We start from the raw sequence: 15,080 nt of genomic DNA on the forward strand, positions 1-15,080 counted from the left end.
CGACGGGGTCGTTCAGGCCGCGATCAGCTCGGCGGCCGATTCGGAGTCGTTGGTGGTGAAATGCGCTTCCCACATGTCTCCGCCGGCCGGTCTGGGGGCGATCCGGGCCAGAAGGTCCTGCACGCGCGAGTCGCTCATCTGCACGAAGCCGGCGAACTGCGGCAACCCGCCGTCGTCGGGAACGGTCGCCAGATGACCCCAGTCGCTGCCGTTCGGCCAGCGGAGAATGGCTCGACGAAACATGTCTTCCTTTCCTGACGGACTGATCCCGAGAAGGGAACTGAATCGAGCCAGCACACTGTTACATGGAAGATCACGAAAACATCGTTCCCATCCGGATCTCCGACTGAAAGTGTGAACAACCTCGAATCCGTCCGGAGTAATTGCAGGTCAAGGCGGAAAACTCGAGGGCTTCTCCAGCTCGAGTCCACACCTGACCGGACCGGCCGTGCGAACCGGGTGGCGCAGCGGACCCGGAGCCCGCGCGCCCTCTTACGCGGGTACCACGCCTCGCGTGGCAGCATCGGGGGTGTGACAACCCCAGTTCCCGGTCATCAGGTTCCCTGCGTGCAGCCGGAGGAGTTGCCCGCCCAGCTGCCCGACGGCAGCGTGCTGCTCGACGTGCGCGAGCCGGACGAGTGGCAGGCCGGGCACGCTCCCGAGGCCGTGCACATCCCGATGAGCGCGCTCGTGCAGCGGCTCGACGAGATCCCGGAGGCCGACCAGGTCTACGTGATCTGCCGCTCCGGCGGCCGGTCGGCGAAGGTCACCGCGTACCTCAACGCCATCGGCTGGGACGCGATCAACGTCGAGCGCGGCATGAACGGCTGGTCGGCCATCGGTCGTCCGCTGGTCTCCGATGACGCCGACAGCGAGCCGTACGTGCTGTGACGGTCCGACCTCCCGGCCCCGGGCCGCGCGTGCAGTGGGTCGCCACCCCGCCTGGCGGCCCGCGGCGGATCCGTCCCCCGCGCCGACCGCGCCGCTACACCGGCCCGCCGGCCTACCCGGCCGTGCCGCGCTGGGGATTCCCGCTGCTTGCGTGGCGGTGGCCGCTGGCCCTGCCGCTGCGGCCGCACGCGGATCCGATGGTGCGGTCGGAGTCCGCCGCCGGGACGGCGGTGGTGGCGTTGTGGATCACCACCGCGATCGCGGCGCTGGCGACATTCGCCGAGGGCTGGCGGTACGTGCTGCTGCTGATCAGCCGCGGCCAGGCGCTGCCGCGCACGGCGCTGGCGATCTCCGACGCCTTGGTCGGCACGGCCGGCGTGGTCCTCTGGGTGCTGGGCGTGCTCTCCGGCGTTCTCGTCGTCTTGTGGGGACTGCGGGCGCGTGCCGCGGCCGCCGAGCGCATCGGCGTGCAGAACGCCCGACCGGACTGGCAGGTGGTCGTCGGAGTCCTGGTCCCGGGGCTGAACCTCACCGTGCCGGGCTCGGCGCTGGCCGAGCTGGAGCATTCGGTGCTCGTCGCGGAGGGAGTGCGGGAGCGTGGCGCGCGACCGTCCCCGACGCTGCGCCTCCGGCTGTGGTGGGCGGCGTGGGCGACGACGCTGCTGTTCGGCTGGCTCGCGTTCGTCTGGGGGTTCTTCGACAGCGTCCAGGCAATGGCCGACGGAGTGCTGCTGCACGCGCTCAACAACGCCCTGGTCACGCTCCTGGCGATCCTGACCGCGCGCCTGATCAAGTACCTGATGCGGCTGCTCGCCCCGATGGACCCGACGGAGCTCAAGCACCTCCGCGTCCGGGCCGTCCGCGCGGCTCCGCCCGCACCCCGAGCCACGCGTTCCGCACGCGCCCCGCGCTGATCCTTCTGCTCTGCTGAGCGTCCGTGAGTGGTTCTGGGGCAATAGCGCTCACGGCAGCTGAGCAGGCGGAACAGCGCCTCATCGCGGGTGCGGCGGCGTTGTGATGTGTCACAGATGCCGGAAGTGGATCGAGGTCGCCCGCATAATGGGCGCCGTGCGGCAACCGACCCCCGACGTCGTTGCGCACCGAGGGGCCTCTGCGCATCGCGCCGAGCACACCCACGGTGCTTACGAACTGGCCCTGGAGCAGGGCGCCGATGCACTCGAATGCGATATCCGGGTCAGCCGGGACGGCCGGCTCGTGTGCGTGCACGACCGCCGCATCGACCGGACCTCCAGCGGCCGCGGCGTGGTCAGCGAGCTCACCGTCGCCTCGATGTCTGAAGTGGACTTCGGCGGCTGGCACCAGGAACCGCCGGTGTCCGCGGACGAGCTGGTGCGCCGCCCGGCCGCAACGCCCGAGCACGGCGTGCTGACCCTCGACGAACTCCTCGGCCTGGTCCGGGACCACTCGCGGCCGGTCCGGCTGTTCATCGAGACCAAGCACCCGGTCCGATACGGCGGGCTGGTGGAGCACAAGCTCGTCGCGCTGCTGGCCCGCCACGGGCTGGCGGCGCCCACGGACCCGGAGAGCTCGCCGGTACTGATGATGTCGTTCTCCCAGTCGGCGGTGCGCCGGTTCCGCGAGGCCGCGCCCGGGGTGCCGACCGTCCTGCTGTTCGACCGTTTCCGCAGCTCGTGGCGGTCCGGGGTGCTGCCGCCGTGGGCGGACCTCGCCGGCCCGGACATCCGGCTGCTGCGCGAGGACCCGGGATTGGTCGCGCGCGTCGCCGCGCTCGGCCGCGACACGTACTGCTGGACGGTCGACGACCCCGCCGACGTCGAGCTGTGCCGCCGCGCCGGAGTGCGCTTCGTGGCCACCAACTCACCCGCGTCCACCCGCTTCCACCTGGCTGAATCGGAGTCCGCGCAGTTCGGTAGCGTCACGGCGGATTGACCGCGAGCGAGGGGATTTGCAGTGTCGAAGCGAACCGCACCCAAGCCTCAGGCGGACACCGGGATCAAGCCGCGCCAGCCCTGCCCGTGCGGTTCCGGGAAGCGCTACAAGGCTTGCCACGGTGCCGCTGGTGGTGCCGCCGACGTGATCGTGACCAGGCCTTTCGAGGGGCTGGCCGCGGAGTGCGAGCTGGTGGCCTTGCGCGAGTTCGTGCCGTCGGCGACGGCGAAGCTGCCGCTGCGCGGCGAAGGCGAAGTCACCCTCGCGACAGTGCTCCCGATGGCCGCCGCGGCGCTGCGGCGCAACGACGACAAGGCCTTCATCGGGCTGCAGGTGCAGACCCATTCCGGTGATATCAGCCGGGATCTCGCGCGCGCCGTCGAGTGGGTTCAGGCCGCCGAACTGGGCGAATCGCTGTCGGTGGTGGGCCCGGAGACGGCCGAGGCGGGCACCGTCCCCAACCGCCTGCAGGACCTGCTCGACCCGGCCGCGGCGCTGGACGTCGAGCTGCACAAGGACTTCATCTGGTGGCTGCCCGACGACGTGGAGCCGACCGGCGAGGTCGCGCTGTCCCTGGAGCGGGCGAACGCGGCGATCATGCCCACCGAGCGGCTGACCGCCGAAGGTGTGGAATCCGCGTACTGGGTGGACGCGGGCGAGAAGGCGCACCTGCGGTGGGTGCGTCCGGAGCCGGAGGAGCAGCTGCTGGCGGCACTCGCGCGGCTGTCCGCCCGGGGCGAGCTGACGCTGGGCGAGGACAGCAAGTACGCGGGATCCTTCCGCGCGCACGGCCTGCTGGTGCCGGTGTGGGACCTCGACCGCGAGAAGCACGCGCGCGAGTGGGACGAGCCCGCCGCGGAGCTCGGGCGCCGGCTGGCGGAGGCCCTCGGCTCGCTGGACTCAGAGCCGCTGGACGTGGCGGAGCGGCGCGCCCGCGACGGCCTCCGCGGCCGCCAAGTCACCATCCGCTGATCCGTGAAGGTGCCGGTTGCGAGGGCGGATCGGCCAGGATGAAAACGCTCACCGGAACGGGCACCTGACCACTGTGCGCTGGGTGTGACCAGTTTCAATTGAAACTGGTCACCAAACCCGGAACACGTTGACCGACAGTTTCAATTGAAACCGCGGTCTGCTCCGCCGGGCACGGCACGGGACACCCCGCGAATTCCCCCGGCTCGTTGCTCCGATCGAGTGATCAATGGCGGCGTCCGGCAACCCATCGGCGCGTTGCGGCGTGTCCCCCCTCGGCGATACCTGACGTTGAGGGGGTGGAGGGGTGACCGCGCACCTACCCGTCGTGCCGACCGCCGCCGAGGCGTCCGGTGTCTATCGCGGGCGGGCGCGTCGGGGGGACATGGCGGCGACAGAAGATGACTTCGCGGAATTCGTCCGGGTGGCACTGCCCGGGCTGATCCGCTACGGCCATGCCCTGACCGGCAATCCGCACGACGCCGCAGACCTGGTGCAGACCGTGCTGGAGAAGGTCGGTGCCAGGTGGGCGAAGATCAGCCAAAACTGCGCGGACCCCAGTGCCTACGTGCGCAAGGCGATGGCGAACTCGCACGTCAGCCGCTGGCGGCGGACGCGCCGCGAAACGCTGCTCGCCGACTTCCCGGACGTCCCCGCCGCCATCCAGCAGGATCGCCTGGAGCACGAGCCGGTGTGGGTCGCGCTGCGATCGCTGCCGCCGAGGCAACGCGCGGTGGTCGTGCTTCGTTACTACGAGGGGCTTTCCGAGCTGGAGATCGCCGAGACGCTCGGCGTCAGCTGCGGAACGGTGAAGAGCCAGGCCAGCAAGGCGCTGGCGACGCTGCGCAAGCGGCTCGGGCCGTTGGTGGAAGGAGGTGACGTGTGATGGATCTGGAGGACGAGCTGCAACGGGTCTTCCGGGACGACCAGCTGGACATCCCGGTGCGTACCGGGGCGGAGTGGTCGCTGGTGGCCGCCGCGCGTCGCCGCCGGCAGCGCAACGGCATGCTGGCCGCGACGGGCAGCGCACTCGGCGCGGTACTGCTGGTTGGAGGCGGGATCGCGCTGGTCAGCCACCAGTCGGACGATCCGCTGCAGCCAGCCGTGCCGCCCGTTGTGCAGCCGGAGCCGAAACCGCGCTCGACCACGCCGCTGGAGCCGTCGCAGCAGCCACCGGCCCCGCCCCCGGTGCAGCAGCCGCCGGGACAGGTCCCGGCGCAACCGAGCCCGACGGGCACACCGATCCGGAAGCCGCCGCCACCGGAAATCCTGCTGACGACGACCTCGGAGCCGGACCCGACGACCTCCGAGCCGTCGGTCACCAGCTCCCCGAGCCAAACGTCGTCGCAACACCCGGCGACCGAACCCAACACCCCCGGGCAGTAGCCGCCACCCAGCCGGAGGCCCCGCGGCTCATCCGGCGCGGGCTTCCGGCGGTGGGGCGGCTCAGAGGGCGCCGCCAGCCGTCCTGGGAGCCGTTGCGTCGACTCCGTCGTCGCCGACCGTTTCGCGGGCCAGGTAGTTCTCGACGTCGAAGAGGTTGCCCTTGGCCCGGTCGACCACGTTCAGCAGCGTCGACATCGAGGAGACCTCCTCGACCTGCTCCTTCAGGAACCACTGCATGAACTGCTCGCCGAGGTAGTCGCCCTCCTCGCGGGCGGTCCTGGCCAGCGTCTCGACCTCGCGGGTGACCTCGCGCTCCTGCTCCAGGGCGAGCGCGACGAGCTCGCGGGTCTCGGTGAAGTCGTTGCGAACCTGCTCGATGGCCGGGATGGTCGGCTTGATGTTGTTGTCCATCAGGTACTGGACGATCATCATCGCGTGGTTGCGCTCTTCCAGCGCCTGACGGTAGAAGTGCGCGGCCAGCCGCGGCAGGTCCTCGTTGTCGAACCAGACCGCGACCGCGAGGTACTGCTGCGAGGCGGTGAATTCATTCCGGACCTGCTCCTGCAGCAGGTGCTCGAACTTGGATTCCTTGTGGTGAATCTTCTTCGCGGTGACAGCCATGCCTTAAATATACTCTGGAATCAGTCCAGATACATTTCAGGTAAACCTAATAATGGTATGGTTGGCCTTGGTTCTTCTCTATTTAGCGAAGGCAATCCTCGGACAATTAAGCCAAGGCAAACCTATGCTGTTTGTGCTGGTAGTGCTGCCTCGGCTACCGAAAGTGCCGAAGTTTCGAAACTCGTCACCGATTAGAGTGATTCGTTCCGGGTGAAAGGCGTCTTTGGCCGATTTGGTCTGTCAAAGGCGCCCTTCGCCCGTCCCCTGGTCAAGTGATCGGGGATGTTTCGTCGTCGGCGAAATCTGTTTTCAGGGGTGCAATGGGGCGCGGGTGATGGGGCAGGACATGCATCGGGGGCCGCCTCGGCCGGAGCCTAGTTCGGAGCCGCTGATCCGCAGCACCTCGATTCCGGCTTCCTCCAGCCGGGCGTTTGTCTCCGCGTTGCGCTCGTAGGCCACCACGACGCCCGGTGCCACCGCGAGCGTGTTGTTCCCGTCCTCCCACTGCTCGCGCTCCGCGGTCACTGGGTCCAGGCCGGTGTCGATCACCCGAAGGTGGTCGATTTCCATCGCCTCCGCCGCAGCGGTCAGGAAGGGCGTCGGGCCGGACACCTTCAGCTCGCCATCCAGCGGGCGCAGGGTGAAGGCCTCCAGCGAGTGCTGGATCGCCGGGTACATCACCACCGCGTCGCGGTCGACCATCGTGCACACCGTGTCCAGGTGCATCGAGGCGCGGGCCTGCTCGATCGGCACGGCCAGCACGGTGTGCGCCAGATCGTCGGCGAACATCGAGCGGGCCAGCGACTCCGCGCCGGCCGGGGTGGTGCGCTCGCCGACCCCAATGGCCACCACGCCCGGCGCGAGCAGCAGGACGTCGCCGCCCTCGACGGGCGCGGAGTGCGCGCCGTAGGCCCGGGCGGAGTGCGAGAACCTCGGGTGGTAGGCGTAGATCAGGTCGGTGAGCGCGGATTCGCGGCGGCGCGCGGGCATCGCGAGGGCCGCGATCGCGACCCGGTCGCGGATCCACACCGAAGAATCGCGGGTGAACAGCAGGTTCGGCAGCGGGTCGATGGCGAAGTCGTGCGGGTGGTGCATCCGGCGGACCAGGGACTGGCCCTCGGCGGCGGGCAGTTCCTCGAACGTCATGCCCGCGATCAGGATTTGGGCCAGCGCGGCGTTGTCCACGCTGGACAGGTGCGAGCGCAGCGTGTCGGCGATGTCCTCGCCCAGCTTGAGCTCGTCCACGCTCGCGAGCGCGGCCGCGGCCCGGGCGCGCGTGTCGTGCAGCGCCTCGTTGAGCAGGTCGCGCAGCAGCAGCACCTCGACGCCCCGGTTGCGGAGCACCTCGGCGAACGCGTCGTGCTCCTCCTGCGCGCGATCGACCCAGGGGATCGCGTCGAACAGGAGTTGGTCGCTGTTGCGCGGCGTGAGCCGCTTCAGTTCCGTGCCCGGCCGGTGCAGCAGCGCCGCGTGCAGCGGGCCGACCTCGCTCTGGGCGTGTGGTTCGGTCACGACTTGTAGCCTAATCGCAACGAATCGAAACGTCCGTCATCGGCGATGATTTCGATCAGTCATTAAACAAATTGGAGCAGTTCACGGTCGAATCATTGCGCGCGGTGGCAGATTGGTTCAGCTCAGACTGGTTCGATCTTTGTCTTTGAAGCGGCGAAAGCCGCTTGACCCACGCACGCAGCTTGCATCGCCGCGAGTTCTCAGACGTTGTTTGGCGAGGACAGCCGCGAAGCCTTGTTGGTCATACGCGAATCGGGGCTCCCGAAGTCCAGGCGGCGTCTGAGGTTGCGCTACCCGCACGGCCACGCAAAACGCTTCTGGAAACAGTCTTTCAGGGGAGCCAGCCGACGCGGCCGCGCAGGGCGGCGTAGCCGACGAAGGCCACCACGTCGATCAGCGCGTGGCCGACGATCAACGGCCACAGGCGGTTCGTGCGCTGCCAGGCGCGCCCATAGACCAGGCCCATCACGACGTTTCCGACGAACCCGCCCAAGCCCTGGTACAGGTGGTAGCTGCCGCGCAGGACCGCCGACAGCCACAGCGCCCGGTTCTCCGACCAGCCCAGCTGCCGCAGCCTGGTCAGCAGGTAGGCCACCACCAAGACCTCTTCGGCGAAGGAGTTGCCGAACGCGGCCAGTGTCAGCACCGGTGCCCGCCACCACGCCGCGTCCAAGGTGGAGGGTTGCACGGTCAGGCTGAGGCCGAGGGCGTGCGCGACGAGGTACAGGCCCAGGCCGGGGATGCCGATCAGGGCCGCGAGCCCGAGCCCGCCGGCGAGGTCCCGGCCGGGCCGCGACCGGTCCAGGCCGACCCGCCACAGCGCTATCCCGCCACGCCACAGCAGGAACGCCCCCAGACCGCCCCAGGCGCACAGCCGCAGCACGTTCGTCAGCTGCGCCAGCATGTCGATCAGTCCGAGCTCGGCCTGCGGGACGTTGATGGCGGCGTGCTGGTCGGCCAGCGGCTCCGGGCGCATCAGGGCGTCCAGCAGGGAGAGCAGGCTTTGCAGGCCGGAGAGCCCGAGGGTCACCGCGAAGACCACGACCAGCTCGATGATGATCGCCTTGCGCTCCGCTCGGTCCGCGATCACCGCGGGCTCGCCGGGCCGGGTCGGGGTCAGCCATACGCGCAAGGTGCTCACGCGACGAACCGTACCCGGATCGGTGATGCGCGCGGGCGGTCGTTCGAGGTCTGGCAAAACCGGGAAAGCCCGTTCGGAACGGCGCACCGCTCCCGCTGCGTCGGATCGACGTCGGTCCGGCGGAGGTGGGCATGGACGTGTTCGTGTGGGGCTCGGCGGACACCGAACACGCGGTGCGAGTGCTGGAGGCGCTGCGCCGCTTCGAGGTGCTCGACGCGTCGCTCGGCTCGGCCGACGTGTTCGGCGTCCGGGACGGCGTTCTGGTGGAGTTGCGGCAGATCGACCCGAGCGGGTTGCTGGTGCGGTTCGTCGACGGAACCCGGCCCGGCCGCGCGTCGATCGTGGCGCACTCGTTCCTGTGGATTCTCACCCGCCGCGGCGCGGTGGACGAAGCGATGCTGGTCGGGCCGGGCGTCGAGCCGCTGCGCTTCCGCGACGGACGCATCCAACGCCTGACACCCCTGAGCTCCGAACACTGCACGGACGACTAAACCAGCGAGGGGTGTGAAGCGAACGGCCTGTTCGCGCCATCTATTGAGGTGAACGGTGCGTTCGCTTCATTCACGCGGAGCGGCGCAGGTGTTGGTGGGATGGGGTGAACGGACCGTTTGTGCCGTCTATTGAGGTGAACGGTCCGTTCGCTTCGTACCTGCGACGCGTAGGTAAAGCAACGCCGCACAGCGAGTTCCCAACGGGCATCTGTCAGGGCTGGCGCTGCGGGAATTCCTCGACGTCTAGCAGCGCCGGGTGCAGGCGGCGGAGGGCCGGAATGTCGGCCTGGTGGCCGCCTTCCTCGAACCACTCGAACATCCGGTCCCGGCCTTCGATCCGGGCGACTTCGTAGCGGGTCGGGGTGCCCTTGACGCGCTGGAAGTTCTCCGCGTGTCGGGTTGGGTGGAGCGAACGGCCTGTTCGTGCCGTCTATTGAGGTGAACAGGCCGTTCGCTTCAGCCCACCCGGCGCTTCAGCCCTGGCGTTGTTGGGCAAGGAACGGGCAGCCGACGAGTCGGCGGAGTTCGGCGCCGAGGTGTTCGGTCGTGCTCACCGGGCGGGAGAACGCCAGCCGCACGTCGTGATCGCCGTCCGCGGACTCCACCCGCAGTCGCAGGCCGTACTTGTCCAGGCCCAGCGGGCGGATGTGCCCGCCGTGCAGCTGCTCCGGAAGGTGCCGGGCCAGCAGTCCGACGACGTCGCGGTGCGAGAGCTCGAGGTGCCGCAGCCACGCGTCTTCCTGCAGGCAGAACGGATCAGGCGCGGCTGCCTGGAATTCCGCCGGGTCCACCGAGCTGGTGCCCTCGGAGTCCGCCAGCACGAGCGACGCGCACTCCAGGCGCAGCACGCTCGCGCCGTGCCCGGCGTCCAGCAGCCGCGGGTCTGGTCGTTCCGCGGCGACCGAGAGGACCTCGTCGCGGGCCTCCGCGCCATCGAGCAGGCGCACCAAGCCGGTCAGCCACAGCAGTCCGCGCACCGGCTCGCGCAGCCGGACCGGCGTCGGGTCGGTGAGTTCGAGGACGGCGGCGAGTTCTGCGCGCGGGGCTTGCCAGGCAGTTGCGATCAGCGGGTGTTCGTCGGCCAGCAGAACGGTTGCGGCTCCGTCGGAGTGCACGTGGTGCAGCAACGGTGCGATGCGCGCCGAGGCCTCGCTGGCCGGCAGGAGCGCCGCGCGGCCGCCGCGCTTGGCGATGCTCTTGGCCCGTTCCGCAGCGCTCGGCGTCGCAGGCCGGCGGATGGTCGTTTCGCCCACTGCTCACCTCCAAAATTAGGCAAGCCTAATTTAATTCCCTGGTGCGGGGAAGTCGTCCTCCCGGGTGATGTGCGGTCCGGGACGCCCTGGGCCTGATACGTCGCCCGCGAGTTGATCCGCACACCCCTCTTAGTACCAGCTGGAACGTCGTCGTGGGGAGCCAACCGCAGCAGTGCGCGAAGGGGCGGTGCGAGCGCTGTTGGCGGCCGGAGGATGATGATGTCCAAACCAGGCGAGGGAGGCCTAAATGACCCCGCCAGACGTCCGTTTATCGGGCACCTTTGTTCACTGGCCGGTACGGCATTAGCGTGTCAGCCGTGTCAAGCGCTGTTGAGCTTCGCGCGCCCGGTCCGCGCGGCATCCCGCCCCTGTTCGCCCGACTGGTTGACGACGCCGCGCTGTTCCCGCCGGGAACCGCAGGTGTGCCGCAGGCGGTGGCCGACCACCTGGACGCGCGCGGCGGCGAGTACACGGGCCTGCTGGGGCCGATGCTGTGCAAGGCGTCCCGGCTGGCCGAGTTGATCACCGAGCTGGCGAAGGCGAAGCCAGCTTCGCCGGTGCCGCTTTCGCTGGTGTGCGACACCGGGCTGGGCGGCGTGCCCAAGGCCCTGTCCATCATCGAGGGGCGGCAGGAGCTGCTGGCGCTGCGGATGGTCGAGATGCCCGCGCCGTCGGACGTCGACGACATCTGGCTGGAGCGGGTCTCGGAGTTCGTGCCCGAGGACATCATCCGGGTCGTCGAGCCGCGTCGCGGCGGTGACGGGTGGCTGGCCGGCATCCGGCGGGTCGCCGAGCACGGTTGCTGGCCCAAGCTGCGCTGCGGCGGGCAGACCGCCGAATCGGTGCCGTCCATCGACGTGGTCAACGACTTCCTCGCGGTCGCCGGCACCCTCGACGTGCCGTTCAAGACCACCACCGGGCTGCACACCGCGGTGCGCGGCACCGATCCGGAAACCGGCTTCACCCACCACGGCTTCCTCAACATCCTCGTCGCGACCGCGCGCTCGCTGTCCGGCAAGGACGTGCGGGCGGCACTGGCCAGCACCGACGGCCCCGCGCTGGCGGAGGAGGCGCGCGCGCTGTCCGACGACGCTGCCAACGCGGTGCGCGACGTCTTCGCGTCCTACGGCTCGTGCTCGTTGCAGGACCCGGTCGCCGAACTCGAAGGATTGGGGCTGCTTTGACCTGGATCGAGGACCCCGAGTTCGCCCCGGACAAGCCGTTCGGCCCGCAGACGCTGCCCTACGGGGTGCTGGTGACCGGCGGGGGACCGGTCATCGCGGTGCGGGTCGGGCGGCATGCGCTGCCGCTGCGCGGCATTGCCGGGGCACTCGGTCCTCGACTCGCCGAGCTCGTCTCAGGTGCCTCGCTCGACCCGTTGCTGGCAGCGGGCCGCGACCGATGGCACGAGCTGCGCGAGCGGCTCACCGAACTCGTCGCGGCCGACCGGGCGCCGACCGGTGCGGGGCTGGTGCGCACCGACTGGCACACCCTGGTGCTGCCGTTCGCGGTCGCCGACTACGTCGACTTCTTCTCGTCGCGGCACCACGCCGAGAACGTCGGCCGCATCTTCCGCCGCGCCGCCGCGCCGCTGCCCGAGAACTGGACGCACCTGCCGATCGCCTACCACGGCCGGGCGGGCACCGTTTACGTCTCCGGCACCGACATCCACCGCCCGCGTGGGCAGCGCAGGGCCGCCGGTGACCTGCAGCCCGCGTTCGGCCCGACCCGGCGGCTGGACTTCGAAGCGGAGGTTGGGTTCGTCTGCGGCGGCGAACCGGCCGCCCAGGTGCCCACTTCGGACTTCGCGGAGCACGTGTTCGGCGTGGCGCTGGTCAACGACTGGTCGGCGCGGGACATCCAGGCCTGGGAGTCCAATCCGCTGGGGCCGTTCCTGGCCAAGTCGTTCGCCACGTCCGTCGCCGGGTGGATCACCCCGCTGGAAGCGTTCGAGCACGCCCGCGTGCCGACTCCGGCACCGGAGCACGTGTTGCAGCCCTACCTCGTCGAGGATGAGCCGTGGGGGCTGGACCTGCGGTTGGAGGTGCGCTGCAACGAGACGCTGCTGTCCCAGCCGCGATTCGAGCACATGGCCTGGTCGCCCGCGCAGCAACTCGCGCACCTGACCGCTAACGGTGCGCCGGTGCGGCCCGGTGATCTGTTCGCCTCCGGAACCGTGTCCGGCCCGGAGCACGACCAACGGGGTTGCCTGTTGGAGCTGACCTGGGGCGGGGCGGAACCGATCACATTGCAAGACGGTGAGCAGCGGACCTTCCTCCAGGACGGGGACCGGGTGACACTGAGTGGCAGTGCGCCGGGACCAGACGGCTCGGTGATCGGGCTCGGCGAGGTGACCGGCACGGTGCTGGCTGCGGTTCGGAGGTGACGCGATGGCCCAACCCAGCCCCGAGCCGATCCGCGCCCCGGTGGGCCTGCCGCGCGACGTCCAGCCGGGCACCAAGGAGAGCTCGCTGACCCTGGACCGCGGGCTCAGCCTGCTGCAGGCCGTGGCGGACGCGGAAAGCGAAGCGCCCACCATCAGCGACCTGGCGGCGACCGTTGGAGTCAGCCGCGCGGCGGTGTACCGGCTGCTCGGGCCGTTGCAGAGCCGCGGCCTGGTGCGCCGCGAGGGCTCTAAGGTGCGGCTCGGGCTTGGCGTGCTGTGGCTGGCCGGGCGCGTGCTGCCGCAGTTGCGCGCCGCGTCACTGCCCGCCTTGCGGGCGCTGGCGGAGAAGGTCGGCGCGACAGTGCACCTGACCGTGGCCGACGGCAGCGAGGCGCAGGTCGTCGCGGTCGCCGAGCCGTCGTGGACCAGCTACCACGTGTCGTACCGGGTGGGCAGTCGGCATCCGGTGCAGCGCGGGGCGGCCGGTCGCGCCGTGGACCTGCCCCCCGGTGGGCCGCGCTGGATCACCAGCAGCGGCGACCTACAGCCGGGGGCGTTCGGAGTCGCTTCGCCGGTGCGCGGAGTGCCGGGGTTGCGCGCCAGCGTGGGTGTGGTGGCCCTGCAGCCGTTGGTGCCCGACGAAGTCGGCCCGCTGGTGCTGGAGGCGGCGGAGGCGGTCGCCGACGCGCTCCACTGATACCCGCGCCGCGAAACCCGGTTCTCCGGTTCTGAGCGCATTTCGGCGATGGGTGGCGCGGGGATCGGGGCCGGTGGGTGAATTTTTTCGGCGCCCGCTTTTCGGCGGTCGAGCGGGGCTGTTCAGCGGGTTATCCGGAATCAGATCCACCGGTTTTCGGTGATCACGTCTAGGTTTCGTTTTCGCGGGTCAGAGGCGAATGCGAACACAAATCCCCGCGCCGAATTCCCCGCCGGGGTGCAGGCCACCCGGGGCGATCTCGGTGCCCCCCAAACACCTTGGTGGTCGCGTTCGAGGGCGCTGACCGGCTGTTTCTGTTCCCGGTGCCGCAAACCGCGCGCGATGTGGTCGACGCGGCGAACCGGGTGCGAGGCGTCGTGGTGCTGTCCTCCTGGGCCGTGGCCGGCGGCTACGACACCGCTTTTCCACCTGCCCGTCGAGCAGGCCGTGGACGTATCCGGTCTGGAGTGGACACACGTCCGGCCCGCGAGTTCGTTGAACAAACTGGCGCTGTGCGGCCCGTCGATCCGGGCCGAAGGCAGGTGCGCGACCCGAACCCGGACGTCGCCTGGTCCCCAACGCACGAATTGGACATCGCAGGTCGCGGCCGCCGCGCTGCTGGAGGACGGGCACGCGGGCGAGGCGTACGACGTGAACGGCCCGGACCTGATCACCTACCGCGAGCAGGCCGAGGCCATCGGCCGCGAGATCCGCTTCGAGGTGATCACCCGGGGCGCGGGAGCTCTACTCGCGCGGGGCGGATTCGCGGCGAAGAACGCGGACTTCCTGCTGGGCTTCGACGATTACTCGAGCACCGAGCAGGATCCCGACGCGGTCGCCGGGTTCGACGCTGCGGCAACCGCGCCGGTGCCGATGGCCGAGCCGATCACCGGCCGAGTCCGCGGCTTCGCGGAGTGGGCCCCGACCACGCCGCCGACTTCCGCCCGGCCGAGCGACGAGTGAGTCGCGCCCCCAAGCCGAATCGTTCGGCTGAGGGCCCCTAACCTCGAAAGATCGCTCAGCGGGGAGGGCTTGGGTGACGTCGGCCCGGATGTGCCCGGGCTCCTCGACGCCGACTGACACGCGGATGAGCCCTCGCCGATGCCGACTGCGCGCAGCTGCTCGTCGGTGAGCTAGGGGTGCGAGGTGCTGGCCGGGTGCAGCACCAGCGTCTCGATTCCGCCCAGCGACGGGCCGAGCACCGCCAGCTGGACCGCCCGCACGAACGCCAGCCCTGCTGTACAGCTGCCCAGGTCGAAGGTCAGCACGCCGCTGTTGCCGGCCACCAGCTTCCGCCAGCTCGTGGGTGGGGCCGGGTCGTGCACGGCCCGCACCGCCGGGTGCTCGGCGAGCCCGGACGCGAGTGCCTTCGCTGAGCACCCGGCGGTGCGGTTCGGCGTCGCGGTGCTGTCGGGCCGGTCGCTGGATCCGCACGGCGACTGCGACCGCCGCCCGCGCATCCCGTCCCACCTCCCGCCGGAGGAAGTCGCCGAGGCGGTGCGCCGGATGGCGGAGGTGCGGCGGTCCTGCGACGGCACGGCCGCAGTCGCCGCCGTCAACGCGCTGATCGTCTGAGCTGCCGTGCCGGTCGGGGCGTGAGCGGTGGGTCGGCTTCGCACTTCGCGGGCAGGTGGGCGCTGCGCCTGATCTCCGGTGGTCATCGGCCGGGCATCGTGGGAGGAACCGGAGCAGGTACTCCCGATCCGTTTTTTCGCGCTGAAGTCTTCCGCATCACCAGGTCGCTTGATACATGTAAGCGATGCGGTGAGTGTGATCGCCCAGCGTGACCAGGACCAAGGTCCCGTCTGGGTTAGGACCCTCG

18 protein-coding genes are annotated in these 15,080 nt (G+C 70.1%); 12 read left to right on the top strand and 6 right to left on the bottom strand.

The features are described from left to right. Nucleotides 1-12: 12 nt before the first annotated feature. Nucleotides 13-297, bottom strand: a complete 285-nt coding sequence (locus SSPN_RS0132815) for a hypothetical protein (RefSeq protein WP_143539442.1) — start codon at nucleotides 295-297, stop codon at nucleotides 13-15. Between the two features lie 270 nt (nucleotides 298-567). On the opposite strand from SSPN_RS0132815, the gene SSPN_RS0132820 reads away from it, so the two are divergent. The 6 genes from SSPN_RS0132820 to SSPN_RS0132845 all read left to right on the top strand — a co-directional run bounded on the left by SSPN_RS0132820 (nucleotide 568) and on the right by SSPN_RS0132845 (nucleotide 5,157). After that, complete coding sequence (locus SSPN_RS0132820) at nucleotides 568-891, top strand: rhodanese-like domain-containing protein (RefSeq protein ID WP_010313365.1); 324 nt, start codon at nucleotides 568-570, stop codon at nucleotides 889-891. After that, nucleotides 888-1,805: a DUF4328 domain-containing protein gene (locus tag SSPN_RS0132825; RefSeq protein WP_237710867.1), complete on the top strand. Its 918-nt coding sequence runs from the start codon at nucleotides 888-890 to the stop codon at nucleotides 1,803-1,805. The genes SSPN_RS0132820 and SSPN_RS0132825 overlap by 4 nt, the downstream gene beginning before the upstream one ends. Before the next feature lie 145 nt (nucleotides 1,806-1,950). Then, nucleotides 1,951-2,802 carry a glycerophosphodiester phosphodiesterase gene (locus SSPN_RS0132830; RefSeq protein ID WP_010313369.1) on the top strand — a complete coding sequence of 284 codons (852 nt, stop codon included), beginning with the start codon at nucleotides 1,951-1,953 and terminating at the stop codon, nucleotides 2,800-2,802. Nucleotides 2,803-2,823: 21 nt separating this feature from the next. After that, a complete protein-coding gene (locus SSPN_RS0132835) occupies nucleotides 2,824-3,774 on the top strand; it encodes a DUF5926 family protein (RefSeq protein WP_010313371.1) in 951 nt (316 codons plus the stop codon). 304 nt (nucleotides 3,775-4,078) lie between these two features. Then, on the top strand, nucleotides 4,079-4,657 hold the full coding sequence (locus SSPN_RS0132840; RefSeq protein WP_010313373.1) for a SigE family RNA polymerase sigma factor: 579 nt from the start codon (nucleotides 4,079-4,081) through the stop codon (nucleotides 4,655-4,657). Next, nucleotides 4,654-5,157 carry a hypothetical protein gene (locus SSPN_RS0132845; RefSeq protein ID WP_010313375.1) on the top strand — a complete coding sequence of 168 codons (504 nt, stop codon included), beginning with the start codon at nucleotides 4,654-4,656 and terminating at the stop codon, nucleotides 5,155-5,157. Before SSPN_RS0132840 ends, SSPN_RS0132845 begins: the two co-directional genes overlap by 4 nt. 60 nt (nucleotides 5,158-5,217) lie before the next feature. Here the strand turns inward: SSPN_RS0132845 and SSPN_RS0132850 are convergent, their stop codons facing one another. The 3 genes from SSPN_RS0132850 to SSPN_RS0132860 all read right to left on the bottom strand — a co-directional run bounded on the left by SSPN_RS0132850 (nucleotide 5,218) and on the right by SSPN_RS0132860 (nucleotide 8,431). Further along, nucleotides 5,218-5,778 carry a ferritin gene (locus SSPN_RS0132850; protein ID WP_010313377.1) on the bottom strand — a complete coding sequence of 187 codons (561 nt, stop codon included), beginning with the start codon at nucleotides 5,776-5,778 and terminating at the stop codon, nucleotides 5,218-5,220. Between the two features lie 309 nt (nucleotides 5,779-6,087). Further along, entirely contained in the window at nucleotides 6,088-7,290 is a 1,203-nt protein-coding gene (locus tag SSPN_RS0132855) for an arginine deiminase (protein ID WP_010313380.1), read from the bottom strand. Between the two features lie 331 nt (nucleotides 7,291-7,621). Further along, complete coding sequence (locus SSPN_RS0132860) at nucleotides 7,622-8,431, bottom strand: CPBP family intramembrane glutamic endopeptidase (RefSeq protein ID WP_044576297.1); 810 nt, start codon at nucleotides 8,429-8,431, stop codon at nucleotides 7,622-7,624. Nucleotides 8,432-8,562: 131 nt separating this feature from the next. On the opposite strand from SSPN_RS0132860, the gene SSPN_RS0132865 reads away from it, so the two are divergent. Then, complete coding sequence (locus SSPN_RS0132865) at nucleotides 8,563-8,922, top strand: hypothetical protein (protein ID WP_010313384.1); 360 nt, start codon at nucleotides 8,563-8,565, stop codon at nucleotides 8,920-8,922. Between the two features lie 473 nt (nucleotides 8,923-9,395). Here the strand turns inward: SSPN_RS0132865 and SSPN_RS0132875 are convergent, their stop codons facing one another. Further along, nucleotides 9,396-10,175, bottom strand: coding sequence for a DUF2470 domain-containing protein (locus tag SSPN_RS0132875; protein ID WP_010313388.1), 780 nt, complete (start codon nucleotides 10,173-10,175; stop codon nucleotides 9,396-9,398). Nucleotides 10,176-10,492: 317 nt separating this feature from the next. Here SSPN_RS0132875 and SSPN_RS0132880 point away from each other — a divergent pair, with 317 nt between their 5' ends. The 4 genes from SSPN_RS0132880 (at nucleotide 10,493) to SSPN_RS58795 (ending at nucleotide 14,221) form a co-directional block, all read left to right on the top strand. Continuing rightward, the gene (locus tag SSPN_RS0132880) at nucleotides 10,493-11,359 is read left to right on the top strand and encodes a hypothetical protein (RefSeq protein ID WP_010313390.1); all 867 of its coding nucleotides are present in this window, start codon (nucleotides 10,493-10,495) and stop codon (nucleotides 11,357-11,359) included. Continuing rightward, nucleotides 11,356-12,561, top strand: a complete 1,206-nt coding sequence (locus SSPN_RS0132885) for a fumarylacetoacetate hydrolase family protein (RefSeq protein ID WP_010313392.1) — start codon at nucleotides 11,356-11,358, stop codon at nucleotides 12,559-12,561. Before SSPN_RS0132880 ends, SSPN_RS0132885 begins: the two co-directional genes overlap by 4 nt. 4 nt (nucleotides 12,562-12,565) lie before the next feature. Continuing rightward, nucleotides 12,566-13,258 (top strand): IclR family transcriptional regulator, encoded by a 693-nt coding sequence (locus tag SSPN_RS0132890; protein WP_010313394.1) that lies wholly within the window; start codon nucleotides 12,566-12,568, stop codon nucleotides 13,256-13,258. Between the two features lie 447 nt (nucleotides 13,259-13,705). Further along, nucleotides 13,706-14,221 (top strand): Rossmann-fold NAD(P)-binding domain-containing protein, encoded by a 516-nt coding sequence (locus SSPN_RS58795; protein ID WP_010313396.1) that lies wholly within the window; start codon nucleotides 13,706-13,708, stop codon nucleotides 14,219-14,221. Between the two features lie 170 nt (nucleotides 14,222-14,391). Here SSPN_RS58795 and SSPN_RS60735 read toward each other — a convergent pair whose 3' ends face one another. Continuing rightward, complete coding sequence (locus SSPN_RS60735) at nucleotides 14,392-14,592, bottom strand: PLP-dependent transferase (RefSeq protein WP_029535966.1); 201 nt, start codon at nucleotides 14,590-14,592, stop codon at nucleotides 14,392-14,394. On the opposite strand from SSPN_RS60735, the gene SSPN_RS60740 reads away from it, so the two are divergent. Next, on the top strand, nucleotides 14,534-14,833 hold the full coding sequence (locus SSPN_RS60740; RefSeq protein ID WP_010313400.1) for a hypothetical protein: 300 nt from the start codon (nucleotides 14,534-14,536) through the stop codon (nucleotides 14,831-14,833). The genes SSPN_RS60735 and SSPN_RS60740 overlap by 59 nt on opposite strands. Nucleotides 14,834-15,080 lie beyond the last annotated feature (247 nt).

The organism is Saccharopolyspora spinosa NRRL 18395, assembly GCF_000194155.1.
Taxonomy (GTDB): Bacteria; Actinomycetota; Actinomycetes; order Mycobacteriales; family Pseudonocardiaceae; genus Saccharopolyspora; species Saccharopolyspora spinosa.